At 75.0% G+C, this 13553-nt stretch carries 13 protein-coding genes and 1 other RNA gene; 5 read left to right on the top strand and 9 right to left on the bottom strand.

All coding sequences use genetic code 11. The features are described 5' to 3' along the window. Window positions 1-9 precede the first annotated feature (9 nt). Window positions 10-933: a GNAT family N-acetyltransferase gene (locus ACIA6C_RS02265; RefSeq protein WP_399272299.1), complete on the top strand. Its 924-nt coding sequence runs from the start codon at window positions 10-12 to the stop codon at window positions 931-933. A gap of 25 nt (window positions 934-958) precedes the next feature. On the opposite strand, the gene yaaA is transcribed toward ACIA6C_RS02265, so the two are convergent. After that, complete coding sequence (gene yaaA / locus ACIA6C_RS02270) at window positions 959-1759, bottom strand: peroxide stress protein YaaA (protein WP_399272301.1); 801 nt, start codon at window positions 1757-1759, stop codon at window positions 959-961. Between the two features lie 141 nt (window positions 1760-1900). Between yaaA and ACIA6C_RS02275 the strand changes: the two genes are divergently transcribed. Beyond that, a complete protein-coding gene (locus ACIA6C_RS02275; RefSeq protein WP_399272303.1) occupies window positions 1901-3346 on the top strand; it encodes an RNB domain-containing ribonuclease in 1446 nt (481 codons plus the stop codon). On the opposite strand, the gene ACIA6C_RS02280 is transcribed toward ACIA6C_RS02275, so the two are convergent. Then, entirely contained in the window at window positions 3330-3953 is a 624-nt protein-coding gene (locus ACIA6C_RS02280) for a hypothetical protein (protein ID WP_399272305.1), read from the bottom strand. The two genes, ACIA6C_RS02275 and ACIA6C_RS02280, sit on opposite strands and share 17 nt — an antisense overlap. Further along, complete coding sequence (locus ACIA6C_RS02285; protein ID WP_399272307.1) at window positions 3950-4669, bottom strand: MerR family transcriptional regulator; 720 nt, start codon at window positions 4667-4669, stop codon at window positions 3950-3952. The genes ACIA6C_RS02280 and ACIA6C_RS02285 overlap by 4 nt, the downstream gene beginning before the upstream one ends. 78 nt (window positions 4670-4747) lie before the next feature. On the opposite strand from ACIA6C_RS02285, the gene rnpB reads away from it, so the two are divergent. After that, window positions 4748-5149, top strand: an RNA gene (gene rnpB, locus ACIA6C_RS02290) — RNase P RNA component class A. A 61-nt stretch (window positions 5150-5210) separates the two neighbouring features. Here rnpB and ACIA6C_RS02295 read toward each other — a convergent pair. The 3 genes from ACIA6C_RS02295 to ACIA6C_RS02305 are packed head-to-tail and all read right to left on the bottom strand — an operon-like array spanning window position 5211 to window position 8106. Beyond that, window positions 5211-6509, bottom strand: coding sequence for a bifunctional RNase H/acid phosphatase (locus ACIA6C_RS02295; RefSeq protein ID WP_399272309.1), 1299 nt, complete (start codon window positions 6507-6509; stop codon window positions 5211-5213). Further along, window positions 6509-7252: a C4-type zinc ribbon domain-containing protein gene (locus tag ACIA6C_RS02300; RefSeq protein ID WP_361136640.1), complete on the bottom strand. Its 744-nt coding sequence runs from the start codon at window positions 7250-7252 to the stop codon at window positions 6509-6511. The genes ACIA6C_RS02295 and ACIA6C_RS02300 overlap by 1 nt, the downstream gene beginning before the upstream one ends. Then, complete coding sequence (locus tag ACIA6C_RS02305) at window positions 7249-8106, bottom strand: Nif3-like dinuclear metal center hexameric protein (RefSeq protein WP_399272311.1); 858 nt, start codon at window positions 8104-8106, stop codon at window positions 7249-7251. Before ACIA6C_RS02305 ends, ACIA6C_RS02300 begins: the two co-directional genes overlap by 4 nt. A gap of 188 nt (window positions 8107-8294) precedes the next feature. On the opposite strand from ACIA6C_RS02305, the gene ACIA6C_RS02310 reads away from it, so the two are divergent. After that, window positions 8295-9356, top strand: a complete 1062-nt coding sequence (locus ACIA6C_RS02310; protein WP_399272313.1) for a hypothetical protein — start codon at window positions 8295-8297, stop codon at window positions 9354-9356. A gap of 48 nt (window positions 9357-9404) precedes the next feature. Here the strand turns inward: ACIA6C_RS02310 and ACIA6C_RS02315 are convergent, their stop codons facing one another. The 3 genes from ACIA6C_RS02315 to ACIA6C_RS02325 are packed head-to-tail and all read right to left on the bottom strand — an operon-like array spanning window position 9405 to window position 12355. Beyond that, on the bottom strand, window positions 9405-10358 hold the full coding sequence (locus tag ACIA6C_RS02315) for a 3-oxoacyl-ACP reductase (RefSeq protein WP_399272315.1): 954 nt from the start codon (window positions 10356-10358) through the stop codon (window positions 9405-9407). A 23-nt stretch (window positions 10359-10381) separates the two neighbouring features. Beyond that, window positions 10382-11458, bottom strand: coding sequence for an alcohol dehydrogenase catalytic domain-containing protein (locus ACIA6C_RS02320; protein WP_361136377.1), 1077 nt, complete (start codon window positions 11456-11458; stop codon window positions 10382-10384). Window positions 11459-11500: 42 nt separating this feature from the next. Then, window positions 11501-12355, bottom strand: a complete 855-nt coding sequence (locus ACIA6C_RS02325; RefSeq protein WP_361136379.1) for a MaoC/PaaZ C-terminal domain-containing protein — start codon at window positions 12353-12355, stop codon at window positions 11501-11503. Window positions 12356-12599: 244 nt separating this feature from the next. Between ACIA6C_RS02325 and ACIA6C_RS02330 the strand changes: the two genes are divergently transcribed. Next, window positions 12600-12950 (top strand): DNA-binding response regulator, encoded by a 351-nt coding sequence (locus ACIA6C_RS02330; protein WP_399272318.1) that lies wholly within the window; start codon window positions 12600-12602, stop codon window positions 12948-12950. Window positions 12951-13553: the final 603 nt, after the last annotated feature.

Consider the following 13553-nt stretch of genomic DNA (forward strand, 5'->3'; position numbering starts at 1 on the left):
GTGATCGGCGTGTACGAGGTGCTCCCGGCCGGGGTCGCCGCGCAGGTCGAGGCGCTGGAGGCGGCGGCCTGGCCCGGGGCCCGGCCGGGCCACGACCCGGCACTGACCCCGCGCACCGTGGTGCTGTGGGACGGGCGCGGGCACGCAACCGAGGCCGGGGCCGCGGCCGCGGCCGGGCAGCGGGCCGGCCGGCGGGCTCAGGACACGGCCGGACAGCGGGCCGGCGAGGCAGCCGGGCTGCGGGCCGGGGCCGCGGCCGGGCAGCGGGCCCGGGCCGGGGCCGGGCAGCGGGCCGGCGAGGCAGCCGGGCTGCGGGCCGGGGCCGGGGCCGGGCAGCGGGCCGGGGTGGTGGCCGGGCAGCGGGCCGGCGAGGCAGCCGGGCAGCGGGCCCGGGCCGGGGCCGGGCAGCGGGCCCGGGCCGGGGGCGGGCAGCGGGCCCGGGCCGGGGGCGGGGCCGGGCCGGTGGCCGACGAGGCGGCGAAGCAGCCGGCCGGGGTGGTGGCCGGGCAGCGGGCCGGGGTGGTGGGCGCCTGCCTGACGTTGCTGCGCAAGGAGATCCGGCTCGCGGGCGCCACGTACCGCGCGGCCGGGCTCAGCGCTGTGGTGACCCGGCCGGAGCTGCGCGGGCGGGGCCTCGGCGGCCGCCTGGTGACGGCGGCCCGCGAGCTGCTGGCCGCCGACCCCGAGGTGGACGTGGCGCTGTTCAGCTGCGATCGCGAGCTGACCCCGTTCTACGAGGCGGCCGGCTTCGAACGCCTCCCCGGCACGGTCCTCCTCGGCGGCACCCGGGCCGATCCGCTGCCGAGCGACCGGCCGGGCTTCGACAAGTCCGTCCTGGCGGCGTTCTTCACCCCGGACCCGGCGGCCACCCGCGCGGTGTTCACGGCCGCGCGGATCCCGTTGTACCCGGGGCCGGTCGACCGCCTCTGGTAGCAGCGGCCCCCGGTCCCGTCCCGGCTCAGTGGATCTGCGTCACCACCACGTCCAGCGACCACGGCTTCGCCGGCTTGCCCGGCTCCTGCGCCTCCACCGCGTACCCCAGCTCCCGCAGCGCCTCCACCAGCTCCGCGGGGCTGCCCGGAAGCGCGCCCGCCAGCAGCAGGTCCCGTACCAGCCGGCCCTTGGTCGCCTTGTTGAAGTGGCTCACCACCGACCGCTTCTCCACCCCGTCGACCATCTGGGAGTGCAGCACCCGCACGGTCGCCGTCCGCCCCGCGACCTCCCCCTTCGGCTTCCAGGCCGACGCGTACGCGGAAGAGCGCAGGTCCAGTACGAGGCCCTCCCCCGCCACCTCCGGCATGACCTCCGCCATCGGCGCCCGCCAGTACGCCCCCAGCGCTCCGAGCCCGGGCAGCTTGACTCCCATAGAGCACCGGTAGGAGGGGATCCGGTCCGTCATCCGCACCGCGCCCCACAGCCCGGAGAACACCAGCAGCGACCGCTCGGCCAGAACCCGCGCCGCCTGCGGAAGGCCGGCCAGGCCGAGGGCGTCGTACAGCACCCCGGTGTAGATCTCCCCGGCGGGCCGTGCGACGGCCGACCGCAGCTCCGCGTTCTTGGCGACCTCGCCCCGCAGGCCCTCGCTCAGGCCCAGCACCTCGCGCGCCTTCGTCTCGTCGGCCGCGCACAGTTCGACCAGCTCGTCCAGCACCGCCGCCCGCGCCCCGGCCAGCCCGGGCAGCGACAGCGACTCCAGGTCCAGCGGTGCGCCGGAACCCCCGGCGGCCTTTCCCTCGGAGGGCGGCAGCAGCACGAGCACGGTGGTTCTCCTTCGGTACGACACGGCGCAGGGGGTGCGGCCCCCGGCGCCCAGCGTAAACGGCGCGGCGCGGACGGCCCGACGCGTCCACCCGCCGGGATTCGACGGGCAGTCCGGGCCCGCCCCCCATAGGCTCGGTCCATGCCACGCCGTCACCTGCACATGACCGGCGCGGACGGGGCCGCGCTGCGGGCCGCGCTGCGCGAACTGCGGACGGGGCTGGCCGTGCCGGCGCAGTTCCCCGCCGCCGTACTCGCCGAGGCCGAGCAGGCCGCCGCGCACCCCCGCCTCCCGTCGACCGACGTGACCGGCATCCCCTTCTTCACCGTCGACCCGCCCGACTCCGTCGACCTCGACCAGGCCATGCACCTGGCGAAACGTCCCACCGGCGGCTACCGCGTGCACTACGCGATCGCCGACGTCGCCGCCTTCGTCACCCCCGGCGGCGCCCTCGACGCCGAAGCCCACCGCCGGGTCACCACCCTCTACTTCCCCGACGGGAAGGTCCCGCTGCACCCGGCCGTGCTCTCGGAGGGCGCGGCCAGCCTGCTGCCCGACCAGCCCCGCCCCGCACTCGTGTGGCGGCTCGACCTGGACTCCGACGGCCGGGTGGAGAGTGCGGAGGTACGCCGGGCCCTGGTGCGCAGCCGGGCGAAACTCGACTACGCCACCGTCCAGAAGGCCATCGACTCCGGCACGGCGGACGAGGCCCTCGCGCTGCTCAAGGTCGTCGGGACGCTCCGCGAGGCGCTGGAGGTGGAGCGCGGCGGCATCTCGCTGAACGTGCCCGAGCAGGAGGTCGTGGAGCAGGCCGGCTCGTACGCCCTCTCCTACCGGGTGCCGCTCCCGGCGGACGGCTGGAACGCCCAGATCTCCCTGATGACGGGCATGGCCGCCGCCGACATGATGCTCGCCGCCGGCACCGGGATCCTGCGCACCCTGCCCACGGCCCCCGACGGCGCGGTCGGCCGGCTGCGGCGTGCGGCGAAGGCCTTGCGGATCGAATGGCCGCACCACGTCCCGTACGCGGAGCTCGTCCGCTCCCTCGACCCGCGCCTGCCCGCGCATGCCGCCTTCCTCCAGGAGTGCACGACCTTGCTGCGCGGCGCCGGGTACACGGCCTTCACCCCGGGCGAGGCCCCCGTCCCGCTGCTGCACGCCGCGGTGGCGGCCCCGTACGCGCACTGCACCGCACCGCTGCGCCGGCTGGTCGACCGGTACGCGGGCGAGCTGTGCGTGGCGGCGTCCGCCGGAGCCGAGCCGCCTCAGTGGGCGGTCGCCGCGCTCCCGGCGCTGCCGCACGAGATGGCGGAGGGCACCCGCCTGGCGAACACCGCGGAGCGGGAGTACGTGGACCTGGTCGAGGCGGCCCTGCTCAAGGACCGGGTCGGCGAGACCTTCGAGGCGACGGTCATCGACGTGAAGGAACACGATCCGCAGACCGGCACCGTCCACCTGGAGGACCCGGCGGTCGTCGGCCGCATCGAGTCCCCGACGACGGCACTCCCCCTCGGCGAACGCATCCGCGTCCGCCTCACCCGAGCCGACCCGGGCACATCCAAGATCCTCTTCACCCCGGCCCCGTAGGCGCCGCCGCTGTCCCGCCCCGCAGCGCGGCGACCACCGCGCGGGGGTCGTCGGCGTGGAAGCGGACCGTACGGGCCCGCGCGCGGGCGCCGAGCGGCCGGACGAAGTCCAGCGGCCGGGCCAGCTCCAGGGTCACCGTCGTCTGGCCGCCGACGGCCAGGTCGAGCACCCCGTCCTCGGACACCGTGACGAGCCGCCCCTGGGGGTAGCGGCGCTCCACCCGGACGGAGGCCACCGCGTCCGGCGGGACGGTGAGGCCGAACAGGACCCCGTAGCGGATCCGCAGCGACCCGTCGGCGCGGACGACGTGCGGCCGCTGTACGCAGGCCGCGTGCAGGGCGAGCACCGCCAGGACGCCGTACACGTCGAGGACCAGCATCACCGCGGCCACGACGGGCCAGGGGATGAGGAGTTCCAGCGCGACCGTCTCGACCAGGGCCACGAACAGCAGCCCCCACATCATCGCCGTCTGCGGTCCGGTGTACCCGGCGGCGACATCGCCCTCGCCGACCCCCTGCGGCGGTCTGCGCAGCGCCCACCGCCCGAGCGAGGCGGCGGCCCGCAGCTCGTTGCCCGCCAGCCGCCGCGCGACCCGTACGCCCTTCACCCCCGGACCCGTTCCGCGAAGGCGTCCATGACCCGGCGTACGACTTCCGCCTGTGCGGGGGCGTACTCGGCGAGCAGGGCCTCCTTGAAGCCGGGCAGGTCCGGACCCGTGGCGGGCGGGAGCGCCGCGAACGCCTCGTCGGGGACGGCCGCCACCAGTGCGTCGGCGAGCGCCGGGATACGGGGGTCGTCGGTCGCGGCGTCGGCGAGCGCGTCCAGCCTCTCGTACAGGGCGAGTACGGCCGGGTCGGCGGCCAGTGGGGCCAGCGCGGCGTACAGCTGCCGGCTCCCTGCGCCGGTCGCGTCGAGCAGCATCAGCTGATCCCGGTCGAGCGCGGCGCTGGGCGAGGCCGTCGGCGACGCTCCGGCGAGCAGCCCGGCGAGCGCGGGCGGGACGTCCCCGTCGGACAGTTCCGCGAGCCGCCGCCGGCGTTCGGCCAGTTCGGCCTGTTGCCGGGCCAGGTCGGCGTCCAGCTCCGCCAGGATCTCGGCGAGTTCGCGCCCCGCGTCGTCGGCGAGGACGTCCCGCACCTCGTCCAGGCTCAGACCGAGCTCGGTCAGCCTGCGTACGCGGGCCAGCCGGACGGCGTCCCGCACCGTGTACGCCCGGTACTGGTTGGCCAGCCGCGCCGGTTCCGGGAGCAGGCCGATGTGGTGGTAGTGGCGTACCGCCCTGGTCGTGACTCCCGCCAAGGCGGCGATCTCTCCGATCCGCATGGCGCCCAGTAGAAACCCTGCCGCTGCGGCAAGGTCAAGCCGTGACGGTGCAGCCGGTAGCATGGTCGGCACGACAGACGAGTCGGCCGGGCGGCCGCGTCGGGGTCCTTGGATCCCGCCGAGGAACGTCCGGGCTCCACAGGGCAGGGTGGTGGGTAACGCCCACCCGGGGTGACCCGCGGGACAGTGCCACAGAAAACAGACCGCCGGGGGCTTCGGTCCCCGGTAAGGGTGAAACGGTGGTGTAAGAGACCACCAGCGCCTGAGGTGACTCAGGCGGCTAGGTAAACCCCACCCGGAGCAAGGTCAAGAGGGGCCGTTCTCGGACGGCCCTGCGCGGACGATCGAGGGCTGCCCGCCCGAGTCCGCGGGTAGACCGCACGAGGCCGGCGGCAACGCCGGTCCTAGATGGATGGCCGTCTCCCCGGCGACCGCGAGGTCTCCGGGCGACAGAACCCGGCGTACAGGCCGGCTCGTCTGTCCCTCCGTACACAGACCGGAGCCCCCGCCACACCGTGGCGGGGGCTCCGGTGCGTGGGCGCTAGCGCAGGTGCGAGGTGTCGTTCAGGAGGCGGACCGAGGCGTTGCCGTCGGCGTAGTAGGCCACCGCCGACAGGGAGGCGGCCGACAGCTCCATCTTGAACAGGGACTCCGGGGGCGCGCCGAGCGCGAGGCGGACCAGCGTCTTGATCGGGGTCACGTGCGTGACCAGCAGCACCGTGCGGCCCGCGTACGCGTTCAGCAGGCGGTCGCGGGCGGCGGAGACCCGGCGGGTGACGGCGGTGAAGCTCTCGCCGCCGCCCGAGGGGGCCGCCTTCGGGGAGTCCAGCCACGCCTTGAGGTCGTCCGGGAAGCGCTCCCCCACCTCGGCGAAGGTCAGGCCCTCCCACGCGCCGAAGTCCGTTTCGCGCAGGCCCTCTTCGACGGCGACCGGCAGTCCGAGCCGGTCCGCGACGGCCTGCGCGGTCTCCCGGCAGCGGCGCAGCGGGGAGCTGACGACGGCCTCCACGGTGCCCCGAGCGGCCAGCGCCCCGGCCACCGCGTCGGCCTGGCGGCGGCCGGCCTCGGACAGCCCGGGGTCGGTGCCGCCGCTGCCGGAGAAGCGCTTCTGCGGGGTCAGCGCCGTCTCGCCGTGGCGCAGCAGCACGAAGGTGGCGGGGGTACCCAGGTCGGGACCCCATCCAGGCGCCGGGGCCGCCGTCGCGGGGCCGGGCTCCGCGAACAGGGTGTCCGCCGCCTGCTCGGCCCCCGCGGCGGGTGCCGACGTAGCCGACGTAACGCAGGAGGCGGCGAGGGCCGCGCGGACCGCGGCCGCCCCGGCCGTGGCGTCGCCGGGAGGGCCCGAGGGCGGCGGGGTCGCCAGGGCGCGCGCCGCGGAGGTGTCCAGGGCGGCGGAGGAGGCCGACGGCTCCCACTGCCGGCCCTGCTTGCCCGCGTCCATGGCCTCGTTGGCGAGCCGGTCCGCGTGCTTGTTGCGCTCGCGCGGGATCCACTCGTAGGTGACCTGCGCGCGCGGCAGGATCGCCGCCGCCTCGGTGGCCAGCGGCTTCATGTCCGGGTGCTTGATCTTCCAGCGGCCCGACATCTGCTCGACGACGAGCTTGGAGTCCATGCGTACGAGGACCAGCGCGTCGGGGGCCAGCTCGCGGGCGGCCTTCAGCCCGGCGATCAGCCCCTTGTACTCGGCCACGTTGTTCGTCGCGACGCCGATGTACTCGGCGCGCTCGGCCAGCGTCTCGCCCGTGGCCGGATCGAGGACGACCGCGCCGTAGCCGGCGGGCCCTGGGTTGCCCCGGGACCCCCCGTCCGCCTCCACGACGAACCGGACAAGCCTCGGCATCAGATCCCCGAGTCCGCCGTACGGACCAGGATGCGGCCGCAGTTGTCGTGACGTACGACCTGGTCGCGGGCGGCGGCCTTGATCTCGTTGACCTCGGCCATGTCGAGCTCCAGGCGGCAGCCCTCGCAGCGGCGCTGGTACAGGCGCGCCGCGCCCACACCGCCCTGCTTGACGCGGATCTTCTCGTACAGCGCCATCAGCGCCTCGGGCATCGAGGCGACGATGACCTCGCGGTCCTTGGTGATCCCCGCGGCCTCGGCGTCGATCTCGGCGGTGGCGGCGTCGCGGCGCGCGGTGGCGTCGGCGAGCTTGGCCTCCAGGCCGGAGACCCGCTCGGTCAGCTCGGTGACGCGCGCCTGCGCGGCCTCCAGGCGCTCCATGACCTCCAGGACCACGTCCTCCAGGTCGCCCTGACGCTTGGCGAGGGAGACGACCTCGCTCTGCAGGTTCGCCAGGTCCCGGGCGGAGATGCCCGCGCCGGAGTCCAGTCGCGCCTGGTCGCGGGCCGCGCGCTGGCGGACCTGGTCGACGTCCTGCTCGGCCTTGGTCTGCTCCCGGGCGGCGTCGCTGGCCTGCGTCTGCGCGGCGACGAGCAGGTCCCGCTGCTGGGTGAGGTCCTTGGTCAGGGAGTCGACCTCGGCGTGCTCGGGCAGCGACTTGCGCTTGTGGGCGAGCTGAGACAGCCGGACGTCCAGGGCCTGGACGTCGAGAAGTCGGATCTGGTCGGCGGGCTCGGCGTTCAGTTGGGGGCTCCAGGGTTGGTAGGGGAGGTGACGGACGGCGCGTGCGCCGTCCACGGGTCGGTGACCGTGCGCGAGACGTGGGTGCGAAGACCCCAGCCGTGGCGCTCGGAGATCGCGTCGAGCTGCGCTGCGGCCTGCTCGCACCAGGGCCACTCGGTGGCCCAGTGGGCGGCGTCGACGAGCACGAGCGGGCTCTGCTCGCGGGCCTCGGACGCGGGGTGGTGACGCAGGTCGGCGGTGAGGAAGGCGTCCACGCCGGCGGCTCGGACCTGCGCGAACAGGCTGTCCCCGGACCCGCCGCTGACGGCGACGGTGCGGATCAGCGCGTCCGGGTCTCCGGCGGCGCGGATGCCCTGCGCGGTGTGCGGCAGGCGGGCGGCGGCGCGGGCGGCGAAGGCGCGCAGGGTTTCGGGGTGGTCGAGTTCGCAAATCCGGCCGAGGCCGCGGCGGCCTGCGGGGTCGGTCGGGTCGGGCACGAGGGGGCCGGTGACGCGCAGGTCCAGGGCGCCGGCGAGGGCGTCGGAGACTCCGGGGTCGGCGGTGTCGGCGTTGGTGTGGGCGACGTGCAGCGCGATGTCGTTCTTGATCAGCGTGTGCACGACGCGGCCCTTGAAGGTGCCCGCCTCGACGGTGGTGGTGCCGCGCAGGTAGAGGGGGTGGTGGGTGACCACGAGGTCGGCGCCGAGCCGCACGGCTTCGTCGACGATCTCCTGTACGGGGTCGACCGCGAACAGGACCCGGGTGATCTCGGCGTCGGGGTCACCGCAGACGGTTCCGACGGCGTCCCACTGCTCGGCCCGCGCGGGGGGCCAGAGAGCGTCGAGGGTGGCGATGACTTCGCGGAGACGGGGCACGGGCCAAGGCTACCGTCCGTGGCGGGCCCTGGTGGCGGCGCCGGGGGAGCCCGGGCACCGCGCAGCACAGCGACCCCCCGCGCCACATCCGAATCGCCGGGCGGCCACCCGTATGTGTGAAGCGGGTGAGGTGGTGCTGTCCGTCTGGAAGTGCGAAAACTAGCTTCCTCACCGGAGGTGACGCACGGATGACTGTCTGTGCCATCGAAATGACGACGGCTGCCGCGTTCACGATCGCGGCGGACGGGGCGTACGCCGCGCGGCTGGCCGGGGAGGGGCAGGCGCGGTACCCGGAGCGCTGGACGCTCGCCGGGCCCGAGCCGTACGCGGTGCCGCTGCCGCTCGCGCAGCCGGAGGAGGCGGACAGCGAGGTGCTGCCGCTGGCCGACGGGCGGGTCCTGATCCACCGCCGGGTCGCGGACCGGCACGCCTTCGCGCTGCTGTACCCGACGGGCGGTGCCGGGGCCGGGTCGCGGACCGGGGAACTGCCGCTCGGCGCGATCGTCCCGGCCTCGCAGGACGTACGGGTCTTCCTGCTGCCGCCGTCCCCGGACGGGCACGGGGCCTTCGCCCTGGCGGTGGCCGCCGAGGAGACGGTGCTCTGGCAGGTCGCCGGGGTCCCCGGCGGGCCCCGGCGGGCGGCGGTCCTCCGGGGCCGCTGCTCGGGCGGCGTCTGGCTGGACCGGGCGGGCCGGCTGCTTGCGCTGGACCGGGAGCTGGAGGGCCGCACCAAGTCGGTGGTGGTGGACCTGGCCCGGGGCGGGGAGGTGACCCCGCTGCTGCAGATCACCGAGCACAGCGACGACCGGCTGCTGCTGGCCGAGCCGGACAGCGGGCTGCTGCTGATCCGCTCCGACGCGCCGGGTGAACCGCGCCTGGGCTGGGGGGTGCTGGGCAGCGAGCGCCCGGTCCGCTTCCCGGAGTGCCTGCGGGCGGCGGACGCGGTGCCGTTCGCGGTGCAGCCGGGGCAGGCGCTGATGCCGGAGAGCTGCGGGGTAGCGCTGCGGGTGCCCGAGGGCATCGCGCTGTGGCGCCCGGCCGACCGGCAGGTCTTCCGGATCTCCGCCCCGATGGGCTGGCTGGGTGCCGGGCTGTGGACCCCGCAGGGGGTCCTGCGCCTCCCCTGCGCCACGCCGGAGGTGCCGTGCGCGGTCGTCACCCTGGCCCAGCCGGTGCCCACGCCGCCGGTCCGGATCACGACGCCCGTGACCCCCCGCCCGGTCCCGCTCCAGCAGGCGCCGCTGAGCTGAGGCGTCGACCTCGGCCAGGTCGTCTCTTCCGGATCCGGAGGAGACGGCCTAGTCGTGCTTGAGGCCCAGGACCTCCGCCGCCGCGAAGGTCTCGTTCGGCGGCCGGGAGTCGTAGTGGGGGGTGAGGAGCCCGTCGAGCTCCTCGAAGGTGAACGCCTCCTTCGAGGTGTCGAACTTCGCGGCGACCTTGGGGCGTTCCATCACGACCACGATCCCGCCGTGCACGACGAACAGCTGCCCGTTGGCCTTCGCGGCGGCCGGTGAGGCCAGGTAGCCGACCAGCGGGGAGACGTGCTCGGGGGCGAGGGCGTCCAGCCTGCCCTCCTCCGGTTCCTGGAAGCCGGCGAACACGTCCTCGGTCATCCGGGTGCGGGCGCGCGGGCAGATCGCGTTGGCGGTGACCCCGTACTTGGCCAGGGCCAGGGCGGTCGAGGTGGTCAGGCCCACGATGCCGCCCTTGGCCGCCGCGTAGTTCGGCTGGCCGGCGCTGCCGCCGAGGAAGGCCTCGGAGGAGGTGTTGACGATCCGGCCGTAGACCGGGCCGCCGGCCGCCTTGGACCGCTCCCGCCAGTGTGCGGAGGCGAAGTGGGTGGTGTTGAAGTGGCCCTTGAGGTGGACCCGTATCACCGAGTCCCATTCCTCCTCCGACATGGAGAAGACCATCCGGTCGCGCAGGATGCCCGCGTTGTTGACCAGGATGTCGAGCTTGCCGAAGCGGGTGACCGCCAGTTCGACCAGCTCGCGCGCCTGCGCGAAGTCGGCCACGTCACCGAGGTGGGCCACCGCCTGTCCGCCTGCGGCCCGGATCTCGTCGGCCACCTCCTGCGCCGGGGCCGCCGACGCCTCCCCGGAACCGTCGCGGCCGGGCTGCCCGAAGTCGTTGACGACCACGCTCGCACCCAGCCGCGCCAGCTCGATCGCCTCGGCCCGGCCGAGTCCGCGGCCCGCGCCCGTGACGATGGCGCTGAGCCCCTCAAGCGGCCGCTCATGTGGCAGTGACATCTACCGCATTCCTCTCGTCGGGCTCAGAGTTCGATGCAGGTGCGCAGGGCCACGCCCGTACGCATCTGGTCGAGGGCGTCGTTGATCTCCCCGAGCCGCACCCGGTGCGTGATCAGGCTCGCCAGGTCCACCCGGCCGGCCCGCCACAGCGCGATGGTGCGCTCGTAGGAGCGGAGCACGTCACCGCCCCCGTACATCGAGGGCAGGATCTTCTTCTCGTCGAAGAACAGCGAGAACATGTTGATCGAGTAGTTGTCGTCCAGCGCCCCCGCGCCGACGACCACGACGGAGCCGCCGCGCCGGGTCATCTCGTACGCGGTCCGCGTCGTGGCGGACTTGCCGACCACCTCGAAGACGTAGTCGAAGCCCTCCCCGGCCGTGATCCGGTTCTTGGCGTCGCCGAAGGCGTCCGGCGCGACCGCCTCCGTCGCCCCGAACCGCAGTGCCGCCTCCCGTCGGGAAGCGACCGGGTCGACGGCGACGACCTGCGCCGCGCCCTGCACCTTGGCGCCCTGGATGACGGAGATGCCGACGCCGCCGCAGCCGATGACCGCGACCGAGGAACCCGCCTCCACCTTCGCGGTGTTGATCGCCGCACCGAGCCCGGTGGTCACGCCGCAGCCGATCAGGGCGGCGATGTCGTAGGGCAGGTCGTCGGGTATCGGCACGGCGCACGCGGCGGGCACCACCATCTCCTCGGCGAAGGTGCCGGTGCCGGCGAAGCCGAAGACGTCGCTTCCCGCGCGGCGGAAGTTGGGCGTGGCGACGTTCCCGAAGGACTCCAGGCACAGGTGGCCCTGGCCGCGCTTGCAGGCCGGGCAGTGTCCGCACGGCGGCAGCCAGCAGACGAGGACCCGGTCGCCGATCTTGTGGGTGGTCACCCCGTCGCCGACGTCGACGACGTCGCCCGAGCCCTCGTGGCCGGGGATGAACGGGGCGGGCTGCGGCAGTACGCCGCTCATCGCGGACAGGTCGGAGTGGCACAGGCCCGTGGCCTTGATGCGGATCTTGACCTTGCCGGGGCCGAAGCCCACGGCCTCCATGTCCTCGACGACCTCCAGCTTGTCCTGGCCGATCTCGCTCTGCAGCGCTGCGCGCACGGTGCGGCTCCTTCGGTTCGTTCGTCGGCGGGGGTCAGGGGGTCAGGCGTGTTCCACGACGGTGTCGGCGAGGACCGGGGCGTCGTCCCGGTCCACTGCGCTCACCGCCACCCGCACCCGGCCGGGCTCCTCCCACATCCGGATGCGCAGCGTCTCGCCGGGGAAGACGATCCCGGCGAAGCGCGTGCGGTAGGCGCGGACCCGGGACACGTCCCCCGCCAGGGCGGTGTCGACGACGGCCTTGAGGGTCATCCCGTACGAGCACAGTCCGTGCAGGATCGGCCGGTCGAAGCCGGCGAGCTTGGCGAACTCCGGGTCGGCGTGCAGCGGGTTCCAGTCGCCGGAGAGCCGGTACAGGAGCGCCTGGTCCTCGCGGATCTCGCGTTCGACGGTACGGTCGGGCGCCCGCTCGGGCGCCTCCTCCCGGGCGGAGGGCCCGCGCTCACCGCCGAAGCCGCCTTCACCGCGTACGAAGATCTGCGCGTCGGAGGTCCACAGGGGCCCGTCGGCGTCCTCGACCTCGGTGCGCAGCACGATCACGGCCGCCTTGCCCTTGTCGTAGAGCGCGGCGACCTTGGCGCAGGAGGTGGCGCTGCCCTTGACGGGGATGGGCCGGTGGAGCTCGATGGACTGGCCGCCGTGCAGGACGTGGGCGAGGTTGACGTCGATCCCGGGGGCGGCGAGGCCGCCCATCATGGCCATGCCGGCGCCGGCGACGGTCGCGAAGCTGGGCAGTACGTGGAGCTTGGACTCCAGGGTGTAGCGCAGCTCGTCGGGGTCGGTGGCGGGCCGGCCCGCACCGACGCCGAGGTGGTAGAGCTGGATGTCCTTGTGGTCCCAGGCGAGGTGCCCCCGGCGGGGTTCGGCGGCGAGGGCCTTGGCGGCATCGATCGGCATTCGGATGCTGCTCCTTGCTGCGTGAGTGCTCCGTGAGTGGAAGACCTCGGCGCGGTCGTCCGCACCGTCGGCCGCACCGAGGTCGTCTGCGGGGCCGCCACGGGTAGAACGCGTTCTAGGCGGCCGGTGGGGCCATGTATAACGCAACCCCCACCAGTTGTGAAGACTGCTGACCCGACGTCAGATGATCTGCGTACGGCATGGTTTCCGGGGACGCGGGGAGCGGGGACCCTACCCTGGCGGTATGGACGAAACCGGCCGGCCCCTGCGGGTGCTGCTGTGGCCCGCGAACCCGGCTCTGGCGGTGCGGCTGGGTCTGGAGCGCGACATCGAGGTGGTGGCCTCGGCGATGGGCCGGCCGGCGGTGGCGCTGGTGGAGTCGGTGGAGGGGATCCGGGAGGTACGGGAGGAAGCCCCGGAGTGCGCGGTCCTGCTGGCGGTGGGCTCCGCCCGACCGGGGCTGCGGGACGCCGCGCTGTCGGCGGGCGCGTCGGGCCTGGTCCTGCGCGACGCCCCCGTCCGGGACCTCGCCCGCTCCCTCCACGCCGCCTCCCGCGGCGAACACGCCACGGACCCGACCCTCGACACCCCCTAACCCCCCACCGGCCCACCCCAGCCGTGCCGGCCCGATCCAGCCTCGCCGGCCCGATCCAGCCCCACCGGCCCAACCCAGCCACGCCGGCGATTGAGGCGCGGGGCCGGGGCAGAGCCCTGCAGGCCCGGCGCAGCCGCCCGACCCCAGCCGGGGGCCCAGCCCCACCGGCCGACCCCTGCGGGGAGGCCACCTCCGGCCCCGCCCAGCCGTGCCGTGCAGCCCAACTAGGCCCCACCGGCCCGATCCAGCCCCGCCGGCGATTGAGGCGCGGGGCCGGGGCAGAGCCCCGAGGGCCCGGCGCAGCCGGTCTGCTTCGGTGGCCGTCCGACCGGGTTGGGGCGGTGCGGCGCCGTTGCGCAAGCGGCCCCGGCTGCGCCGGGCTCTCGGGGCTCCGCCCCGCACCCCGCGCCTCAAACGCCGGCGAGGCTGAATTTGCCGGCCCGGACTGCGAACCCCGACGGGCCGGAGTCGGCCGGACCCCCGGCGAGGCTGAATTGGCCGGCCCGGGCTGCGGACTCCGGCGGGGCGGGAGTTGCCGGGCCCGGGTGCGGCCCTTGCGGGCCGACGCTGGCCGGACCCCGGTGCGACCGGAGCCCCGGCGAG

The sequence above is a fragment of the Streptomyces sp. NPDC051578 genome, from assembly GCF_044454045.1.
Taxonomy (GTDB): domain Bacteria; phylum Actinomycetota; class Actinomycetes; order Streptomycetales; family Streptomycetaceae; genus Streptomyces.

Excerpts from the sequence above, each read along its gene's own strand:
- ACIA6C_RS02275 (WP_399272303.1), top strand. The coding sequence starts at position 1,901 with ATGCCACGCCGTCACCTGCACATGACCGGCGCGGACGGGGCCGCGCTG.
- ACIA6C_RS02285 (WP_399272307.1), bottom strand. The coding sequence starts at position 4,669 with ATGCGGATCGGAGAGATCGCCGCCTTGGCGGGAGTCACGACCAGGGCG.
- ACIA6C_RS02295 (WP_399272309.1), bottom strand. The coding sequence starts at position 6,509 with ATGCCGAGGCTTGTCCGGTTCGTCGTGGAGGCGGACGGGGGGTCCCGG.
- ACIA6C_RS02310 (WP_399272313.1), top strand. The coding sequence starts at position 8,295 with ATGACTGTCTGTGCCATCGAAATGACGACGGCTGCCGCGTTCACGATC.
- ACIA6C_RS02315 (WP_399272315.1), bottom strand. The coding sequence starts at position 10,358 with ATGTCACTGCCACATGAGCGGCCGCTTGAGGGGCTCAGCGCCATCGTC.
- ACIA6C_RS02325 (WP_361136379.1), bottom strand. The coding sequence starts at position 12,355 with ATGCCGATCGATGCCGCCAAGGCCCTCGCCGCCGAACCCCGCCGGGGG.
- ACIA6C_RS02330 (WP_399272318.1), top strand. The coding sequence starts at position 12,600 with ATGGACGAAACCGGCCGGCCCCTGCGGGTGCTGCTGTGGCCCGCGAAC.